This is a genomic window from Cytobacillus horneckiae (assembly GCF_002835735.1).
Taxonomy (GTDB): domain Bacteria; phylum Bacillota; class Bacilli; order Bacillales; family Cytobacillaceae; genus Cytobacillus; species Cytobacillus horneckiae.
The window spans coordinates 18192-36521 of sequence record NZ_PISD01000070.1 but is presented as its reverse complement, the minus strand read 5'-3'; the positions used below and the strand labels follow the sequence as shown (position 1 = coordinate 36521).

Below are 18330 nucleotides of genomic sequence, written 5' to 3'. Positions count from 1 at the left end.
AAGAAAGCGCTTCAGGTGGATAACGCGCATTTATTCCTCTGAAGCAGAGAAAAAGAAAGCGCTTCAGGTGGATAATCCGCATTGATTCCTCTGAAGCAGAGAAAAAGAAAGCGCTACAGGTGGATAACGCGCATTTATTCCTCCGAAGCAGAGAAAAAGAAAGCGCTTCAGGTGGAGAACCCGCATTGATTCCTCTGAAGCAGAGAATAATTAAGCGCTACAGGTGAATAACGCGCATTTATTCCTCTGAAGCAGAGAAAAAGAAAGCGCTACAGGTGAATAACGCGCATTGATTCCTCTGAAGCAGAGAAATTGAACAGGATATTTATAGTCTAACCTCTCGCTTTTGAGAGGGGAGAGCGTCTAGCCGCTTCAACGCTACGCGCCCCACAGTCTCGACTGTCTGAGCAGGAATTGAGCGACACCTCTCCAACTAATTTTACTTTTTATTAGTTTCTAACCCTCTGAAAAAACCCAACAAGATTATTTAGCTTGTTGGGTTTTTTATTCCTCGCTGCTAGCTCGTTAAAGAACTGCTGTCTTTCTTCCCAGCCGGGATAATTAAGTTTAAGATGACTGTTGCCAGGGCGCCTACAGTAATACCTGATGAGAGGATATAGTTCATCCAATCAGGCGCACTGAGCAGGGCTTCTTCAGGTAGAAGCGTGGCTCCGATAGTTAATAGAATAGGCACTCCAATGACCATCATGTTGCGGTCATCAATGATTATCGGTTGAATCACTTTCATTCCGTTCGTTACGATAGCGACACAAACGATACCAAAGATGCCGTTAATCACCGGTTCAGGAATGCAAGTGATCAAAGTTGATAGTTTAGGAATGAGTCCAAGGCAAATGAGTATTCCTCCTGAAGCCATAATGGCTAATCTGCTTGCTACGCCTGTGATTGCAAGTAATCCGGCATTAGAGGAGTAACCTGTCATTGGCGTGCTTCCTAATAACGCGCCAGTTAGACAGCCTAAACCTTCCCCAACTGAAGCGCGGTTTAACCGTTTATCATCCAACTCTTTTCCTGTAACCGTAGAAACAACAAACCATGTTCCGGTCGTTTCAATTAAGATAATAAGATAGACAAAAACGATCGTAATTATTGCACCTAAATCAAACACTGGGGCACCAAATGGAAAAAATGTGGGCATGGATAGCCATGCTGCATCTTTGACTGGCGAAAAATCAACCGTACCAAAAAAACTGGCTGTAATTGTTCCTGCAACAATCGCGATAATAACAGAGACTAGTCTGAAGAATGTTCCAATTCCATGCATCTTTCTCCCAAGCAGCATACAAATGATTAATACACAAGCTGTGACGGCAGCTACTACAATATTATCTGTAATATTGCCCTCTGAATGATAAATATTGTTTAATCCAATCGGCATGAGCGCTATCCCGACAATAATAATAACTGTACCGCCAACAAGAGGCGGAATAATTTTTCTTACTGTTTTCGCAAACCATTTAAGTGGATAGCCTAGTAAAGCCACAATAATAGCTCCAGGGATGAGGCTGCCGGCAATTGCTCCAAGTCCAAGTTTTCCTCCAATCGCTGCAATCGCTCCGATTGGAACATATGATGGACCTTGTACAACAGGCAGTTTAATCCCAAACCCTGTTTGAATTAATGTGGCAATGCCCGTAGCAAGAAAGCACATCTGGATAAAGAAAGCGGTGTTTTCAGTGCTTAGAGCAAGCAGTCCTGCAATAATAATTGGCGCAATATAGAGATCCATGGCCAGTACATGCTGCAGCCCGAGGATAAAAGCTTTGCCATAGCCAATTTTATCATCGACTCCTATGATAATACTATTCTCTTCTACCTTTTTCACTTTGGATAGCCTCCTTGGATGTTCGTGTTATCGTCGTGATGAAATCGATTATAGTAGATAATATTAATTTTGTATATATAAAAACGAACAATATTTATTATGAAATCGATTTCATTCGTTTTTTTATATTGACCAACTATCAACATGGTATTAGAATGAAGGTGGATATTGTTAGTGGAGGAGATTATATGATTCAAGATAAAGTGCTGCAAGAAGATTGGATTGTCGCCTGTCGCTCACAAGATGTAAAAGAAGAGCCTGTTCAAATTATCTTGATGGGAGAACGTTTGGCGATCTTTAGAAATAGCAGGGGCATTCATGCATTTAAAGATTTATGTATTCATAGAGGAGCTGCATTATCACTTGGGGAAGTGAAGAATGATTGCCTAGTTTGTCCTTATCATGCATGGGAATATAATGATGATGGCGATTGCGTGAAAATTCCACAGCTACCAGAAGGAAGAGCGATTCCGAAAAAAGCAAAGGCTGTTTCCTATGCATGCATTGAGAAGTATGGTTTGATTTGGGTAAATTTAAGTAATAATCATCCTGAACTGTTCGCTTATGAGGAAATGGAAAATACGGAGTATCGCAATGTGATTTGGGGTCCGCAGGAAGTACAAGCGAAACCGCCTCGTATTATAGAAAATTTTCTTGATGTGGGACATTTAGCTGTTGTCCATGAAGGGTTTTTAGGTTCGGAAACCCATCAGGAAATTCTGGATTATCGTGTGAATAAAGTGGACAATCGTATCTTTTCAGATGAAATCCCTATCTTCCAGCCTGATCCCGATGGTTCAGGACAGCCTAAATATGTTTATTATACGTATGAGGTCATTCGTCCGCTAACAGTGAAATTTACGAAAAGAGACCGAGAAAACAATACAGCCATGACCATTCTCTTAACTGTGCGTCCAGTGGATGAACAAAAATCGGTTGCCTATGGGATACTTTCTTTTGATTATGAAACTGGATTGGCTGATCAAGAAATTATAGAATTCCAGGATCATATCTTTGCACAAGATAAACCTGTAGTTGAGAACCAAAAACCAGAAGAGCTTCCACTTGATTTACAAATAGAACTATCACTCGTGTGTGATCGGATGAGTATTGCATACCGCCAATATTTGAAGGAGCTTGGAGTTGTATTAGGAACAGCATGATAAAGTATCAGACGAACTCAATTTCTCAACCGGAAATTGAGTTCTTTTTGCATGAAAAACGAATATGGCCAAGCATAAGGCATTGAAAAAAACAAATAAAAAGGTTTATATTTATCGGAACAGAGATTTTTTTAAGGAGAGTAAAATGAAGAAAAAGCCGATGATTTTACTTCTTGCATTCATTATGCTGCTTGCATTGCTATTTGCCACATATAAGCTGATGAATGCTAGAACATTTCAAGTAATAGGCACGCTGATTAATAAAGTAGAGACAGAAGAAAAAGTAGTTGCTTTAACTTTTGACGACGGTCCAACGGAACATACGGATGAAATTCTTTCAACATTGAAGAAGTATGATATTAAGGCGACCTTTTTTCTTATTGGAAATGAAATAGAAAAAAATAGCGAGGAAGCAAAGAAGATTATGGAAGCAGGTCATCAGATTGGCAACCATACGTTTTCTCATGAAAGAATGATTTTTAAAACGCCTTCTTTTGTAAAAGAAGAGCTTGAAAAAACAAATCAATTCATTAGAGAAATTGGCTATGAGGGTGAGATCGATTTTCGACCGCCAAATGGAAAAAAACTCATCGTGACGCCTTACTATGTGAATAAAATGGGAATGGATACAATCACTTGGAATTTAGAACCGGACACTTATTACACAGAGCCTGAGGATAAAATCAATTATGTAAAGGATAATGTTGAGGAAGGTTCGATCATATTATTTCACCCAATGTATGATGAGACAGGGAAAGAACTGAAAGCTATAGAGGGGACAATTAAGGAGCTAGTGAAAGATGGCTACAAGTTTGTAACTGTAAGCGAATTAAAACAAATGCGCTGATTTCTGCAAAGCATAGAAGATTCAGTTATGAACTGGAATCTTCTCTTTAATATCTGTTAAATGAAGCTATGATAAAATAGTTCTATCATTAATTTCAAAAACAACCTTATTAGGAGTTGAGCTTATGGACTCAATGGATCAAATAGATTTGGCTAGAATGATAGAAAATATTAAGATTCAAGGTACGATAGAGAGCATTGACTATCGAAAAGCAAATTCGGCTACATTTAATGGCGGATATATTGAGCTGACCAATCATAGTTTTATATTTAACTTAGATCATTATTATTTTGGCATAGGCTTTGGATTGCACAATGACGAACTCCTGTCTTCAGACTTGGAAAAGGCGCAAGACTTTATCTCCTCGCAAAACAATATGGCTTATTTGCGCTTTGAACTGACTCCGTTTACGAACAAGTCCATATTAACTACGCTTGAAAGAATGGGCTATACGATAGAGCAATTTGCTTCAGTTTGGGTTCGCGATTTAAAACATTGGCAGTCTAATAATGAAAAACACGATCAAGAAGTAACGATTTCAATTGTAGATGCTCAATTGGAAGATGATTGGGCTAGAACTGTATCATTAGGATTTTCAGAAGATCAATTCATTACAGGCAATTCCATTGAAGCGGCAAAAGGATTTTTAAATGCTGAATCTACAACAGGCTTTCTGTTAAAAGAAGGAGGAGAATGTGCCGCTGCAGGGATGCTAGCTGTTTCAGGCGAGCTTGGAGAATTATTTTTAACAAGTACCATCCCATCATTTAGGGGGAGGAAATATCAAAACTTGCTGATCAATGAAAGGCTTCAATATGCAAAATCGCAAGGCTGCAAATATGTCACAACCACTACAAAGCCTAATAATACATCTGCGAGGAATATGATGAGAAATGGCTTTAAGTTAATGTACAATAAGGTGATTTTGAAAAGCCCTTTATTGACTTGATTTTAATAAGAACATGCGTTTGTTTTTTGTGTTATAATTTAAGCAAAAAACAGGAGGTATGTATAGAAGGATATGAATATTCAAGAACGCATGCTTCATTATCACGTGGCTGGCTTATCTATTGCATACATTCATCATTATCAGATGACAGATATACAAAATTACGGTTTGCTTGAAGCGGAAACGGACAAGCAGGTAAATAATCATACGATTTTTAGTGCTTGTTCCATGAGTAAGTTTTTAACGGCAATGCTTGTCGCAAAATTATCGTCTCAGTTTGTCTTGGATTTAGATGAAGATGTGAACAAACGGCTCTCAGCCTGGCAAGTCCGTGAAAATGAATCAACGAAGGATAAGAGCGTGACGTTAAGAAGCCTCCTTAGCCATCAATCAGGAATCATAGATCCAGACGGAAGTTTTACAGAATTAAATAGGCTGATTGGGTACCGTCCAATGACTGAAATACTGGAAGGGAAAACTTTGTATTGTCCCACACCAATTGAAGTAAGCAATGAACCAGGGAGCGCATTTCACTATTCAGATGCAGGCTATTGCATCATACAGCAGCTGCTTGAAGATGTTTTGGAGAAGCCCTTTCATTCAATGATAAAGGAGCATATATTTGATCCTTTGAAAATGGACCAAAGTATAATAAATATGAAAATAGCATATACGGATGATTGTTCTACTGGACATAACAAGGATGGGACAATTGTAAAAGGAAAATATCCGATTTATCCTTATCCTGCTGCAGCTGGTCTGTGGACAACATCGTCAGACTTTGCCGCTTTGGTCATCGAGTTAATGAACTCACTTCAAGGAAAAAGCACGTTAGGTCTATCACCAATACAGGCAAATGAAGTGATTAGCATGCAGGGAGGAAAAGACTGGACTGGACTAGGCGTTTTTTTAGACCATTCAGGAAATGAGCTCGAAATTTCATCACTTGGATGGGGAGCTGGCTTTCAATGTATGATGGCTGCCCTACCGCATTCGGGGAATGGATTAGTCATTATGACAAATACAGAGTTAGGCGTTCATCAAATGAAAGGATTGATTGGTGAAATCTATCAATCTTGGATTGGAAAATAATGTAGTACCTATGATACGATTGTTTAAAGTAGATGTTATTAAGTTAGCTTGAAGTCATTTTTCTGAATAAACAAATAATGAAAGGTTCTGAGGTTATGATGAAAAGTGTGTTAGAGCGCATTGAAAGTATCCAAAAAGAAATAGACTACTCAGGTACCGCCTATGTTAAATCAGGCGAAGATATTCTTATTAAGAGTTATGGCTACTCTAATCGCGGGGAAAAGATTATGAACGAAAAAGATACGCGATATGGTATTGCGTCTGGCAGCAAGCTATTCACCTCTATTGCTATTGGCCAGCTTGTTGACAAAAAAATCATTTCCTTTGACATGAAGCTGATCGATTGCCTCGATTGCCAGCTGCCTTTTTTCGATAAAAATGTAACAATCCATCACTTGCTCACACATACTGCAGGTATCCCAGATTACTTTGATGAGGCAATTATGAACGACTTTGAAGACCTTTGGATTCATACACCTATGTATCGAGTAAGAGATTTGCAAGATTTTCTGCCTCTTTTTCAAGGAAGAAAAATGGTTTCAGCTCCAGGTGAGCAGTTTCATTATAATAACGCAGGCTATATTATTTTAGGGCTCATCATTGAGCAGGCCAGCGGCTTAAAGTTCAGCAATTATATTGAACAGTTTATTTTAAAGAAAGCAGGAATGCTTAATTCAGGCTATTTTGAATTGGACGCGCTACCAGAGAAAACAGCAATGGGCTATATGCAAAATCAAGATGGATCCTATAAAACTAATATTTACTCCATTCCAGCCAAAGGCGGGGCTGATGGCGGAATATTTGTGACTGCAGAGGATATGGCCTCACTATGGGCGTCATTAAACAACGGTGAACTCATGTCCTGTGAGACAACTAAACGCTTATTAAAACATCAAGTACATGTAGAAAAAGACATTTATTATGGATATGCAGGCTATATGCAAGTCAGCAATGATTATGTCGAAAAGCATATTTTAATGGGCTATGATCCAGGAGTGAACTTCCGGTCGGTTTATTACCGCGGCACTGGTCTGACAATTATTGTCCTCTCCAACAAAAATGATGGAGCATACGAGATTTTGAGAGGAATAGAAGAGACTATAGTAGATTGAGATGATCGCTGCTGCCGATATTTCAGCTTTAATTTCTGCAAAGAATCGTTGAAGGAGGTTTGAACATGTTAAAGTCATTAAGGCTGCAGTTTCGAAAGATGAATAGTGAGGATATCCCGATGTATCATAAGTGGAGAAATGATATGGAAGTCATGATATCAACAAATCCATTGCTCGATGTTTATACATTGGATGAAACAAAGGATTTTGTAGAGAATATCATACGCCAATCTCACTCTTCCAAAAGTTATATAATTGAAGAAAGTGAAACCAAAATAGCTATCGGAATCACATCACTTATCAATATTGATACAAAAAATCAAAATGCCGAGTGTATTATTGATATAGGGGAAAAGAAGCATTGGGGTAAAGGCTATGGGACAGAGGCGCTGAGTATTTTACTTGAGTATGCATTTTTAGAACTGAACTTACATCGAATTTCCTTAAGAGTATTTTCAATTAATGAAAAGGCAATCCATATTTATAGTAAGCTTGGTTTTGTTAATGAAGGCGTGAGCCGCCAAAGCTTATATAGAAACGGGAAATGGCACGACATTATACATATGGGCATATTGAAAGAAGAGTTTCTAAAAACTGATGTGAGAGGACATGGGTAAGGATGGATAAGAACGAGCGCATAGCATACGAAAGAGGAACAGCAGAATTAAGAAAGTGTAATTTACGTGCTCACAGGCTTATTCAGCAATATAATCATTTGTTAATAGAAGAGGAATCAGAACAAAAAGAAGCGATTATCCGAGAATTGTTTGGTAGTGCAGGGAATAATCCAAGTTTAGAGCATAATTTTCATTGTGACATAGGAAGCAATATCCATGTTGGTGATTACTTTTATGCGGGTTATAATTGCACCATTCTTGACATGGCAACGGTGAGAATTGGAGATAACTGCATGATCGGCCCTAATGTCGGCATCTATACTGCCGGCCACTCTATCCAGCCTAAAGATAGAAATAAGAGCGGATACGCCATTCCGATTCATATTGGAAATGATGTCTGGATCGGCGGAAGCTCCGTCATTCTCCCTGGTGTTACCATTGGGGACAACTCTGTCGTAGCTGCCGGGTCTGTAGTGACAAAAGACGTACCGGCCAATGTGATAGTCGCAGGCAATCCAGCGCGGAAAATAAAAGACATCGAGTAGGTAGCGTTCGAATTAAAATCATATTTTTTATAAATAGTTAACCGTTTGGTTGACTATTTATTTTGCGCTCATTATACTTAACCATATGGTTAATCAAACAAGAAATGAGTTGGATAATGTCTTCTATGCACTTTCAGATCCAACGAGAAGAACAATAATCCAGTTAATGGCTGAAAAGGAGAGGAGTGTAAAAGAATTAGCAGAGCCTTTTGATATGTCTTTGGCAGCTATTTCAAAGCATATTAAAGTACTGGAAAAGGCAAACTTGTTGGAGCGAACCGTTCAGGGAAGAACGCATTTTTGCAGGCTGAAGGAAGAATCATTAACGGCAGCCGAAGAGTGGATTCATTTTTATAAGCAATACTGGAGTCGGCGATTTGATTTATTGGAAGATGAACTATTAAAGGCAAAGAAGAAAGAACATTAGTGAAAAGGAGAATACGGCGATGCAAAAATATTCTACTACTGCATTAAATATGACTAGACAATTCAGTGTTGCAGCCGAGCGAGTTTTCGATGCTTGGCTAAACCCAGAAATGATGAGAAAATGGCTGTTTACGTTGGAGTCAACAAATAAAATAGCAAGGAATAATCCGAAAATAGGCGGCACATGGGAAATCGTTGATGAAAGAGAAGGTAAGGAATACCGAGCGATAGGAGAATATCTTGTAATTGATCCGCCGAAAAAGCTCGTTTTCACTTTCAAAATGCCACAATTTAGTGACACAGTTGACGAAATTACAGTTGAGCTTATTCCGCTCGAAACAGGCTGTGAAATGCATTTTACACAAGAAATTGTTGTTCCGCATGAAGAAGGATGGACAGAAGAAGACATTAACAAAGCAGTACAAGAATTTCACGATGGCAGCGAACATGGTTGGAATCTTATGTTTATGGGTCTCAAACAGCTGCTTGAGGAAGGGTATATCTCTTTCGGAAATAACGAGTAAGAGGTGTGGCATAATCAACGGACAACTTGACTCAAATATTAGAATGAACAAAAGAGCGCGTGGATTGGTCTTATGATGTTTAGGATCAATTGAAACAGTGGTTAACAGCTTCTGATAATCACCCTAGGTCGAGGGCAGCTCATTTCCTAGCCAGCTTGGCTATTAGTAATTCTGAAAAAAGTATGCTGGATGATTTTCCGGTGTGACGTATGACCGAAATTTGCTGCCAAAGAAACATACATTGCAATCGATTTGGAAAGTGGGTCTTGCAGGAGAGCAACAAAGAGAATTATTGCTTAATCATTTTATCGACCGGAGAAAATGAGAAGCATAATACATTAATTAGATATGATATAATTCAAGGCTTAAAACAGCTTTATGATGAGCTGGGGGATAATCATATTAAACAAATCGCGATGGAATTGCTTAAGCTGGAGGAAGATAGCAAATATCGAAACAAGTATCAGTCTGGTTTGAATAAATAGTGAGTAAAGAGCTGCTGATTGTCAATCGGTTGCTTTTTTTTTATGCCAAAATCCAGTATATATTTGTAACTAATATTGTTAAAATAAATGATAATATTGAAAAAATAAGGAGATGTAAAATGTTTACCATTTCTACCTTAGTGGCATTTGTTGCGATTGTTATTGGTTTGTTTATAATTCCAGGACCGGCTGTTTTACTTGTAGCAACACGAACTGCTCAGAACGGTCGTAAAGCAGGGGTAATGGCTGGGCTAGGGATAGCAACAGGCGATGTCATTCACACTTTATTTGCGGCAATTGGGCTTTCCGCTATCTTAATGACGTCAGCTTCCGCTTTTAATATTGTAAAGTATGCCGGTGCCGCCTATCTAATATATTTAGGGATTCGAGCTATTTTACAGAGACCGCGAGACCCTCAATTACCTAAAGGGAAATCTATTTCAACTAGGAGCGCTTATAGTCAAGCGATTTTAATTGAAGTGCTCAATCCGAAAACAGCGCTTTTCTTTTTGTCTTTTTTACCGCAATTCGTAAATCCAAGCTATGGTTCTACTTTTTTTCAATTTTTAATCCTTGGTTTAATCTTTGTGTTATTAAGTGCAATGTATACAACACTTTTTGCAGTATGTGTACGTTTAATTATACGGGTATTTAAGAAAATATCATGGCTTGGACGATGGTCAGGAAAAATTGTCGGCATTATTTATATTGGATTGGGGCTAAGAGTGGCAGCTCAGCATCGGTAATAAATAGCTTGATAGGAGTGTATAAGGTGATTAAATTTATTGACGACTTGGCAGGAGCAATTTATGATTTCTTAAAGTTTATTCTCAAGAGTTTTTGTTACATGATAGCTGGGATGCTCATTGTCGGTGTTCCTCTTTATCTCTTTGCTTTGGCTTTTAAAATGTTTCACTAAGATTGGTACCACTTTTACCGTTATCACACAAGATTTTGGTATCAATCTACAAATTGAACCCACTTTTTCATATCACGTTAAATAATGGCTTCAATCCACTATTTGATCCCATCAGGAGCATGGATTAGTTTAAATAGTTAAAAATCTTCATTTGAAAATTCAGGAAGGAAGTTATAATATAATTAACTTTAGTGAATGGAGGTTTTCCTCGTGATTGATACATTCGCTTTGAACCGTTTATTTTAATATGTTCAAAGGCTCTGTTTGTGCTCAAAGCATATAGGGGTGTCATAAACCTCCACATTCTAGCTAATAACATCATCCTAACTAAATCCTTTTTGAGCATTGGCAGTCAGCTTATGCTTTTCATTTGAATGAAATTCAAGGAGGAATGCACGAATGGCAGTTGCTAAAAAAGGTGAATCACGAGTTTGGTTTATTACAGGAGGGAGCAGCGGACTAGGGTATGAGTTTACGAAAGCGGCCCTAGAGGCAGGGGATAATGTGATTACAGTTGCTAGAAGCATTGAGAAACTGGATCGTTTACAGGTGCAGTATAAAGAAAGGCTGCTTTCGTTATCACTTGATGTGACTGACAGGAATGCTGTATTTGAAACAGTTGCTGCTGCCCATGCACATTTTGGCAGGCTGGACATCATCGTAAACAATGCAGGCAATATGCTAATGGGGATGATTGAGGAATTAAGTGAAGAAGATGCCCGAAGTCAAATGGAGACAAATTTCTTCGGCGCCCTATGGGTTAGCCAGGCAGTTATGCCTTACTTGCGTTTACAGCAATCAGGGCATATTTTACAAATATCAAGCATAGGTGGATTGCTTTCCGGTCCAATGTCAGGCATATACAGCGCAAGTAAATTTGCACTCGAAGGAATGAGTGAAGCTCTGGCACAGGAGGCGAAGCACTTCGGTGTGAATGTAACGATTATAGAACCAGGGGGATACTGGACGAATCTATACTTGAATATGAAGTATAGTAAAACTTTGGCTTGTTACAATAGCGTAAGAGAAGAGTTGGCTAAACAGTTTAGTGAGGGTTCTGCAGATAGTGATCCCTGCTTGGCGGCAGAAGCGATACTTAAACTAGTAGATAGTGAGAATCCGCCGCTCAGATTAATATTGGGTAGCCAATTGCTAGACATTACTGTTCATCATGAAGAAGAGAAAATCGCCGCTTGGAAACGGTGGGAGGAAGTGAGTAGAGCGGCAGAAAAAGCAATTCCTGCACCAGAAGGATATGGAGTAGCAGATGGCGAATAAGTAATCAAAGGACAGTTGGTATGTTTATATTCCTGTAATAGGGGAACGTTTTTAATAAAGTAAAAACGTATACACTATATAGGATTATGCAGAAGTCCATTCCATGACTTTGTATGATTCATAGAATCAATGAATACAAATAATGGAGGTAATTGAATGTCTAATTTAGCTGCAGTAAAAGTACTGCTTCAGGATGAGATGGAAGATTATTTTGTTGATGATAACGAAGAAAAGACTGCTTCAGAAAATCTTTTAAGAGTAGATACAGTCTTGTTTTATGGAGAAAATCAAGAATTATTAAATGATTATGAACCTGCTAAAGAATGGGATCATTTCTTTGACTATGAGTTTCATTCCGTAAATGATATTAAAAAAGATATAGCCATGCGGCTGGAGATCGATCCGGAGATAGTAGAGGTAGAGTAATCGGAAAATAAGGAGTTGGTAATGGTTGAATCAAGCATTGCTAGTTATTGATGCACAGCAGGAATTAATTGATGGAAATCAAGAAGAAAAGGAAGTTTTCAATAAAGAAAGATTGATTGTCAATATTAATCATGTAATTGCTCAAGCATTAGTAGAAGATGCTTCTGTCATTTTTGTGAGGGATAAAGATGTGGCAGAAGGAGAAGGCAACGGATTTCAAGTTCATAAAGAGATTAATATCCCTGAGGGGAAGGCTGTTTTTTTTGATAAAAAGGCAACAAATGCCTTTTACAAAACGGATTTGCTTCCCTATTTAAAGGATAGAAGTGTATCCCATTTAGTCATCGTAGGATGCAAGACGGAGCATTGTATTGATACGGCTGTTCGTGCAGCAACAATAAATGGCTTTGATGTTACATTAGTACGAGATGGACATTCAACAACTGATTCTAATGTGCTGTCTGCTCAAGAAATTATTGCCCACCATAATCATACGCTGCATGGCCATTACAATATAGATCATTTTTCTGTTGTAAGAGATGCCGATGAGCCATTATTCCAACCTATTCATGATCAGCATCGTTAAGCTTGAAAAAATCATCGATTCTTCCTTAGGAAGGGTCGATGATTTTTTTGGGGAAATAGGTTAGAGGAAGGAAGTCATTGCAAAGAAGCGAATTATATTAAAAAGGGAGAGTGAGGCCATGTTAATAAAACCAAAGAAATTGTGCCCAGGAGATAAAATCGCGACAGTCAGCCCTTCATGGGGTGGTGCAGGAGAACCAGAACTTCAATGGCGGTATAATCAAGGCGTTGAGAGACTAGAGCGTGTTTTCGGACTTGAAGTAATACCAATGCCAAATAGTTTAAAGGGAGCAGAGTATCTATCTAAACATCCGGAGGCACGAGCAGACGATTTAATGTCTGCATTCAAAGATAAGCGTATTAAAGGAATTATTGCGAATATTGGCGGTGAAGACAGTATTCGATTACATCCTTATATTGACCTCAATGTGATAAGAGAAAACCCAAAGATTTTTATGGGATATTCTGATGTAACGATCTCCCATTTGCTTTGTCATAAAGCTGGAATTTCCTCTTATTATGGACCGGCGATTTTAACGGATTTTGCTGAAAATGTAGAAATGCATTCATATACAGTTGAAATGATTCATAGAACCCTCTTTACAGACGAAGTGATTGGTCAAATACAGCCGGCTGAGGAGTGGACAAGCGAGCATTTAGAATGGAATGAAGCAAATAAAAACGTGCGAAGGAAGATGGTGAAAAATCAAGGGTATGAGCTGCTTCAAGGTTCAGGTATTGTAAGAGGAACGCTTATTGGCGGCTGTATAGAAGTTCTTGAGTTTGCAAAGGGTACTGACCTTTGGCCAGATAAAAAATATTGGGAAGACAGCATTCTGTTCTTTGAAACATCTGAAGAAAAACCGGAGCCGGATAAGATTAGACGTTGGCTGCGCAATTATGCTGTACAAGGCATTTTGGATAAAACGAAGGGAATTGTCTTTGCTAAACCGCAGGATGAACAGTATTACGTAGAATATAAAGTAGAAATTCTTAAGGTATTGAAGGAGTATCGATTGGAAAACTTACCGATTCTATATAATATGAATTTTGGCCATACTGAACCGAAAGCCATTTTGCCTTATGGGGCATTAGCAGAAATTGATTGTGAGAATCAAGCTTTTTCAATTTTAGAATCGGGCGTCCAGTAATAAGTAAAAATAATATTGGGAGTGATAGAATGATTAGTAAGGTTGGTCAAATAATGCTGTATGTAAATAACCAAGATGAAGCAGTGAATTTTTGGACGGAAAAAATTGGATTTAGTGTCATTTCTGAAGAAAATGGTGAGGGAATGAGATGGATTGAAATAGCTCCTTCCAAAGATGCTGAAACTAGTATCATTCTTCATGATAAGGAAACAGTCAAAAAGATGTCGCCAGAACTAAATCTTGGTACACCATCATTAATGTTCCACACAGAAAACCTTGATCAATTACATAGTGAATTATCAAGCAAAAATATCTTTGTCGGAGAAATCATCGACATGCCTTCTGGCAGAGTATTTAATTTCGCTGATGGGGAAGAAAATTACTTTGCGGTGATGGAACAGAATAAATAGTAGATGGGGCGATTCTTATCTTGATAGTCGCTCCTTACCGTATGTGTTGCTTAAACCCTTTTTTAAAGAAATCTCTAGTCTTATGTATATTTCCCTTCTTATAAATAAAAATATGTATTAATAAGGAGGAAATATTATGCCAAAAAATAAAAAAACACATCTGAAAAAAGAAGCATCAACTAAAAAAGAATCCTTCGTTTCTGATAAAAAGTTAAATGGGCCCAATCGGCCAGCTGAATAATCTATTCTAGAAGACAATTCTTCAATACGAGGAATTGTCTTTTCTTATGCTAATAAGTGGCAGGATGTTTTATCTATTGTTTTGGCACTATAACGGGGAATGATTTCTAAAGTAGGAGGGTCTATATGTATTTTTACAAAGAAGACTTAATCAATATGATTGTGCCAGATAAACCCGATCCTCATGCAGCAAAGGTGTTGCAGGAAGCGCTTGGCGGCCAATTTGGTGAAATGAGGACGATGATGCAATATTCCTTTCAAAGTGCAAATTTTAGAGGGAAAGCTAAGCAGTATCGCGATCTTATCAGAGGGGTGTTCATTGAAGAGCTTAGTCATGTGGAACTTGTTCAGTCGACTATAAATCAACTTTTGAATGAATCCGGAGGCGATATGCCTGGTAACCAAGCCCTTGATGGAGCGCCATTAAATGAAGTTATACGGGATGGAGCAAACCCGCATCATTATATTATAGGTGCTAAAGCCTCTTTGCCGGTCGATGCAAGCGGCAATCCATGGAATGGTTCATGGGTATATGATCACGGAAATTTAGCGGCCAATTTGTTAAATAACGTTGTCCTAGAATCGACTGGTGTACTGCAGAAATCGCGCATTTATGAAATGAGCAACAACAAGACATTGCGTGAAACGATTGCATTTTTAATTGTTAGAGATAACGCTCACCAAAATGCATTTGCTAAAGCATTGGAAACATTAGGCGTTGATTGGGGAAAATTATTCCCTATTCCTAACTACGATTTGAATAAATACCCTGAATGCCGTAAATATGTGGATATGGGATTTCATAATGCACAGTTCAACTTCAGGTTAGATGATACTCAAATTAAAGAAATTTTTAGCGGTACCACGCCAAGTAGAAACGGTGGAGAATTATCAGTAACGGAGCCTCCAAAAGGTTATCCAGTTCCTGATATGCCTGATATGCCTAATGAACATGCGCCAGGGCTTTATGATTTGAATAATTAATGACAAGGAGTCCTTTAGGGCTCTTTTTTTACCTTTTATAACTATAATAATTTCTTATAATAATGGACACTATAAGAAAGTGCGGATTGAGGAAGGTGACACAATCTAATGAATTTATTTAGGAGGTTCGCAATGGGAATTTTAAGTGGTAATCCAAAAGATGAGCCAATGCATTATGGAGAAGTATTTAGTACTTGGTCATATTTAATGGTAGGGAAAGGTTTAATCTCCGCAAATCAAACATTGCTTAATCATGCTGGTGATGATGATTTGAAAAAATTACTAGAAGAATGTATTGAAATTGGGAAACAGGAAGTTAAACAAATTGAAGAACTATTAAAAGATAATGGAGTAGGATTACCTCCATCTCCACCGGAAAGACCAGATGCCTGTTTAAATGATATCCCGATTGGTGCTCGTTTTCAAGACCCAGAAATTTCGGCGAAGCTGTCAGGGGATGCTGCAGCTGGACTAGTCTCTTGTAGCACGATTATCGGCCAGTCAATTCGTGAGGATATTGCAATGATGTTCAGCCAATTTCATGCTCAAAAAGTAGCGCTTGGCGGAAAGCTTCTTCGATTAAATAAAGAGAAAGGTTGGCTTGTTCCTCCGCCATTGAACAACTATAAATCAGATAATTGCTAACAAATTACTTTGAGCAGATGATATTTATCTGCTCTTTTCGTTTTATTCGGCACATTTTTTATGGCTGTAATCCCATTTTCTTATAACGAATACTTAAAGAAAATAAAACAATAATAAGTATGGAAGGAGTTGAAATAATGGAGCATATTAAAGCAATGGCCATAAAATTTATCGGAAGCTTAGTACTTCTTTATATTGTACTTGGCTTATTTTACGGAATGTCTTTTGGAAATGTCTTTCTCATCACTTTAGTATGGGGGATTGCCTCTTATCTCGGTGACTTATTTATACTGCCAAGGATCAATAATACGATTGCAACCATCGGTGATTTTGGATTGGCGTTTATAATTATTTGGTTAATGGGTGAAAACTTAACATACGGTGGAAGCGTATTCATTCCTGCCTTGATTTCTGCTGCTGGTTTAGCATTGTTTGAATACTTTTTTCACAAGTACATCTCTAGTAATAACAGCAGAGAAGAATCAAACAACCCTCGACCAACGAACTTACAATATCAAACAGAATCATCCAAAGAACTGACTCCTAAAAGAACGGACTTTAATAATGAAAATGAAGACACAATCAAATAACGGAAAATTTTTAAAACCACCTGATGGATAGAAGATATCACAGGTGTTTTCTAGTTTAGTGTTTAAATGTTTAGGGGAAAAATATAAACAAGACACTTAGATGAAATGGACTGATATCTATCGAAAATACGATGAATAGCAAAGGGACAAGTAAGGTGCCTGATAGTAATCAAGCGAATGTTTCAAAGCGCAATCTTTGGTCAGGCATTCTGTTTGGGCTTGGGCTCGTGGCGTTTATTGATGAAACAGTTTTTCATCAATTGCTCAATTGGCATCATTTTTATGATCAATCAACGACAAAAATAGGGCTGGTATCCGATGGCATATTTCATGCTTTTAGCTGGATAGCGACAGTAGGAGGCCTGTTTATGGTTGCAGATTTGCGCCGAAGAGCAGCTTGGTGGCCAAAAAGGTGGATAGGTGGCGCTTTGTTAGGAATTGGTTTATTTAATTTATATGACGGATTAATTCAGCATAAAGTGATGAAGCTCCATCAAATCCGTTACGGGGTAGATTTGCTTCCTTATGACCTAGTATGGAATATTTCAGCAGCCATCATCGCATTGATCGGCATTGCCATCATACTCAATACGAATAAATCGATAAAAAGCTAAAAAAGGATTTTGGACGCTTGGGGGGACTTTATGCATGCTCTTCACCATTTAGAACCGATTTTACAATTAATTTTGGCCATTCCTTTTGTTTTTCTTATAGTCATTTATAAAGCTGCTGTTATGATGTCCAATCGACGTTATAGCCGGTGGCCGTGGTACCGGACAGCTTGTTGGACGATCGGAAATTTGTTTTGTTTATTAGCTGTGGCCGGTCCTTTAGCTGAAGCAGCCCATCAAGATTTCCGCATACATATGATAGGGCATTTGCTTTTAGGGATGGCGGGACCATTACTTATGGTGCTTTCAAAACCCGTATCACTGCTCCTACGTTCAATCCCTATAAGAAATGCAAGGAGAATCACAGCAGTATTGCGAAAGAAATTTTTCCATGCGCTCATGAACCCGCTTCTGCCTGCTTTACTAAATATTGGCGGCCTATGGGTCTTGTATAAAACTGACTTATTTGTTTTGATGCACCACTCAATGTGGCTTTATGCCATCATTCATGCACATATTTTTTTAGCTGGTTATTTTTTTACTGCTTCAATCATTTATATTGATAAAACTCCATATGGCTATAGCTTTGTTTACCGGGCTATCATTTTAATATTAGCCTTGGCAGGCCATCAAATTTTGGCAAAATCTCTCTATGCTTATCCCCCTGACGGCGTACCGATTACACAAGCAGAAGCTGGAAGTATGATTATGTATTACGGGGGCGATGCAGTAGATCTTGTGATCATAATTATTTTTTGCTATCAATGGTATAAAGCGGCTAAGCCGCGGAAACATCATCAAACCAATACTTTAGAAGCTAAATAGTCTGCACATAGATTCCGCTTTTTTTATTGTAAAAAGCCATCCGTAATGGTTGTTACAGAT

23 protein-coding genes are annotated in these 18330 nt (G+C 38.2%); 22 read left to right on the top strand and 1 reads right to left on the bottom strand.

Annotation, left to right across the window (positions count from 1 at the left end; translation table 11 throughout):
• Positions 1-517 precede the first annotated feature (517 nt).
• Positions 518-1846 (bottom strand): uracil-xanthine permease family protein, encoded by a 1329-nt coding sequence (locus CWS20_RS24705; protein WP_066193972.1) that lies wholly within the window; start codon positions 1844-1846, stop codon positions 518-520.
• Positions 1847-2034: 188 nt separating this feature from the next.
• On the opposite strand from CWS20_RS24705, the gene CWS20_RS24700 reads away from it, so the two are divergent.
• From CWS20_RS24700 to CWS20_RS24600, 22 genes are all read left to right on the top strand, one after another.
• Positions 2035-3009: an aromatic ring-hydroxylating dioxygenase subunit alpha gene (locus CWS20_RS24700; protein WP_066194343.1), complete on the top strand. Its 975-nt coding sequence runs from the start codon at positions 2035-2037 to the stop codon at positions 3007-3009.
• A 145-nt stretch (positions 3010-3154) separates the two neighbouring features.
• Entirely contained in the window at positions 3155-3856 is a 702-nt protein-coding gene (locus tag CWS20_RS24695) for a polysaccharide deacetylase family protein (RefSeq protein WP_066193974.1), read from the top strand.
• A 124-nt stretch (positions 3857-3980) separates the two neighbouring features.
• A complete protein-coding gene (locus CWS20_RS24690) occupies positions 3981-4805 on the top strand; it encodes a GNAT family N-acetyltransferase (protein ID WP_066193979.1) in 825 nt (274 codons plus the stop codon).
• Positions 4806-4877: 72 nt separating this feature from the next.
• Positions 4878-5897 carry a serine hydrolase domain-containing protein gene (locus CWS20_RS24685; protein ID WP_066193982.1) on the top strand — a complete coding sequence of 340 codons (1020 nt, stop codon included), beginning with the start codon at positions 4878-4880 and terminating at the stop codon, positions 5895-5897.
• A 95-nt stretch (positions 5898-5992) separates the two neighbouring features.
• Positions 5993-7009, top strand: coding sequence for a serine hydrolase domain-containing protein (locus tag CWS20_RS24680; protein WP_066194345.1), 1017 nt, complete (start codon positions 5993-5995; stop codon positions 7007-7009).
• Positions 7010-7074: 65 nt separating this feature from the next.
• Positions 7075-7626 carry a GNAT family N-acetyltransferase gene (locus tag CWS20_RS24675; protein WP_066193985.1) on the top strand — a complete coding sequence of 184 codons (552 nt, stop codon included), beginning with the start codon at positions 7075-7077 and terminating at the stop codon, positions 7624-7626.
• Between the two features lie 2 nt (positions 7627-7628).
• Positions 7629-8171 carry a sugar O-acetyltransferase gene (locus CWS20_RS24670; RefSeq protein WP_066193988.1) on the top strand — a complete coding sequence of 181 codons (543 nt, stop codon included), beginning with the start codon at positions 7629-7631 and terminating at the stop codon, positions 8169-8171.
• Between the two features lie 49 nt (positions 8172-8220).
• Entirely contained in the window at positions 8221-8598 is a 378-nt protein-coding gene (locus tag CWS20_RS24665; protein WP_241504261.1) for an ArsR/SmtB family transcription factor, read from the top strand.
• A gap of 19 nt (positions 8599-8617) precedes the next feature.
• The gene (locus CWS20_RS24660) at positions 8618-9121 is read left to right on the top strand and encodes an SRPBCC family protein (RefSeq protein ID WP_066193993.1); all 504 of its coding nucleotides are present in this window, start codon (positions 8618-8620) and stop codon (positions 9119-9121) included.
• 209 nt (positions 9122-9330) lie between these two features.
• A complete protein-coding gene (locus CWS20_RS28865) occupies positions 9331-9606 on the top strand; it encodes a hypothetical protein (protein ID WP_241198684.1) in 276 nt (91 codons plus the stop codon).
• 119 nt (positions 9607-9725) lie between these two features.
• Entirely contained in the window at positions 9726-10352 is a 627-nt protein-coding gene (locus CWS20_RS24650; protein WP_066194001.1) for a LysE family translocator, read from the top strand.
• 26 nt (positions 10353-10378) lie between these two features.
• Positions 10379-10525 (top strand): hypothetical protein, encoded by a 147-nt coding sequence (locus CWS20_RS28440; RefSeq protein WP_162840968.1) that lies wholly within the window; start codon positions 10379-10381, stop codon positions 10523-10525.
• 399 nt (positions 10526-10924) lie between these two features.
• A complete protein-coding gene (locus CWS20_RS24645) occupies positions 10925-11803 on the top strand; it encodes an SDR family oxidoreductase (RefSeq protein ID WP_066194004.1) in 879 nt (292 codons plus the stop codon).
• A 156-nt stretch (positions 11804-11959) separates the two neighbouring features.
• Positions 11960-12229 carry a hypothetical protein gene (locus CWS20_RS24640; protein WP_066194006.1) on the top strand — a complete coding sequence of 90 codons (270 nt, stop codon included), beginning with the start codon at positions 11960-11962 and terminating at the stop codon, positions 12227-12229.
• Positions 12230-12254: 25 nt separating this feature from the next.
• Positions 12255-12815: a cysteine hydrolase family protein gene (locus CWS20_RS24635; protein ID WP_066194009.1), complete on the top strand. Its 561-nt coding sequence runs from the start codon at positions 12255-12257 to the stop codon at positions 12813-12815.
• A gap of 118 nt (positions 12816-12933) precedes the next feature.
• Positions 12934-13965, top strand: a complete 1032-nt coding sequence (locus tag CWS20_RS24630; protein WP_066194012.1) for a S66 family peptidase — start codon at positions 12934-12936, stop codon at positions 13963-13965.
• A gap of 29 nt (positions 13966-13994) precedes the next feature.
• Positions 13995-14375 (top strand): VOC family protein, encoded by a 381-nt coding sequence (locus CWS20_RS24625; protein ID WP_066194015.1) that lies wholly within the window; start codon positions 13995-13997, stop codon positions 14373-14375.
• A 366-nt stretch (positions 14376-14741) separates the two neighbouring features.
• Positions 14742-15599: a manganese catalase family protein gene (locus tag CWS20_RS24620; RefSeq protein WP_066194018.1), complete on the top strand. Its 858-nt coding sequence runs from the start codon at positions 14742-14744 to the stop codon at positions 15597-15599.
• Positions 15600-15731: 132 nt separating this feature from the next.
• Positions 15732-16244, top strand: coding sequence for a DUF3231 family protein (locus CWS20_RS24615; RefSeq protein ID WP_066194021.1), 513 nt, complete (start codon positions 15732-15734; stop codon positions 16242-16244).
• Between the two features lie 137 nt (positions 16245-16381).
• Positions 16382-16834 carry a YndM family protein gene (locus CWS20_RS24610; protein WP_066194024.1) on the top strand — a complete coding sequence of 151 codons (453 nt, stop codon included), beginning with the start codon at positions 16382-16384 and terminating at the stop codon, positions 16832-16834.
• A 131-nt stretch (positions 16835-16965) separates the two neighbouring features.
• The gene (locus tag CWS20_RS24605) at positions 16966-17448 is read left to right on the top strand and encodes a DUF2243 domain-containing protein (RefSeq protein WP_066194027.1); all 483 of its coding nucleotides are present in this window, start codon (positions 16966-16968) and stop codon (positions 17446-17448) included.
• Between the two features lie 30 nt (positions 17449-17478).
• A complete protein-coding gene (locus CWS20_RS24600; RefSeq protein ID WP_066194029.1) occupies positions 17479-18270 on the top strand; it encodes a cytochrome c oxidase assembly protein in 792 nt (263 codons plus the stop codon).
• Positions 18271-18330 lie beyond the last annotated feature (60 nt).

Bases quoted from the DNA above. Each gene is read 5' to 3' on its own strand.
- CWS20_RS24610 (WP_066194024.1), top strand. From the start codon at position 16,382: ATGGAGCATATTAAAGCAATGGCCATAAAATTTATCGGAAGCTTAGTA.
- CWS20_RS24670 (WP_066193988.1), top strand. From the start codon at position 7,629: ATGGATAAGAACGAGCGCATAGCATACGAAAGAGGAACAGCAGAATTA.
- CWS20_RS24695 (WP_066193974.1), top strand. From the start codon at position 3,155: ATGAAGAAAAAGCCGATGATTTTACTTCTTGCATTCATTATGCTGCTT.
- CWS20_RS24630 (WP_066194012.1), top strand. From the start codon at position 12,934: ATGTTAATAAAACCAAAGAAATTGTGCCCAGGAGATAAAATCGCGACA.
- CWS20_RS24650 (WP_066194001.1), top strand. From the start codon at position 9,726: ATGTTTACCATTTCTACCTTAGTGGCATTTGTTGCGATTGTTATTGGT.
- CWS20_RS24625 (WP_066194015.1), top strand. From the start codon at position 13,995: ATGATTAGTAAGGTTGGTCAAATAATGCTGTATGTAAATAACCAAGAT.
- CWS20_RS24675 (WP_066193985.1), top strand. From the start codon at position 7,075: ATGTTAAAGTCATTAAGGCTGCAGTTTCGAAAGATGAATAGTGAGGAT.
- CWS20_RS24680 (WP_066194345.1), top strand. From the start codon at position 5,993: ATGATGAAAAGTGTGTTAGAGCGCATTGAAAGTATCCAAAAAGAAATA.
- CWS20_RS24700 (WP_066194343.1), top strand. From the start codon at position 2,035: ATGATTCAAGATAAAGTGCTGCAAGAAGATTGGATTGTCGCCTGTCGC.
- CWS20_RS28865 (WP_241198684.1), top strand. From the start codon at position 9,331: ATGACCGAAATTTGCTGCCAAAGAAACATACATTGCAATCGATTTGGA.
- CWS20_RS24660 (WP_066193993.1), top strand. From the start codon at position 8,618: ATGCAAAAATATTCTACTACTGCATTAAATATGACTAGACAATTCAGT.
- CWS20_RS24605 (WP_066194027.1), top strand. From the start codon at position 16,966: ATGAATAGCAAAGGGACAAGTAAGGTGCCTGATAGTAATCAAGCGAAT.
- CWS20_RS24645 (WP_066194004.1), top strand. From the start codon at position 10,925: ATGGCAGTTGCTAAAAAAGGTGAATCACGAGTTTGGTTTATTACAGGA.
- CWS20_RS24620 (WP_066194018.1), top strand. From the start codon at position 14,742: ATGTATTTTTACAAAGAAGACTTAATCAATATGATTGTGCCAGATAAA.
- CWS20_RS24600 (WP_066194029.1), top strand. From the start codon at position 17,479: ATGCATGCTCTTCACCATTTAGAACCGATTTTACAATTAATTTTGGCC.
- CWS20_RS24690 (WP_066193979.1), top strand. From the start codon at position 3,981: ATGGACTCAATGGATCAAATAGATTTGGCTAGAATGATAGAAAATATT.
- CWS20_RS24685 (WP_066193982.1), top strand. From the start codon at position 4,878: ATGAATATTCAAGAACGCATGCTTCATTATCACGTGGCTGGCTTATCT.
- CWS20_RS24615 (WP_066194021.1), top strand. From the start codon at position 15,732: ATGGGAATTTTAAGTGGTAATCCAAAAGATGAGCCAATGCATTATGGA.
- CWS20_RS24640 (WP_066194006.1), top strand. From the start codon at position 11,960: ATGTCTAATTTAGCTGCAGTAAAAGTACTGCTTCAGGATGAGATGGAA.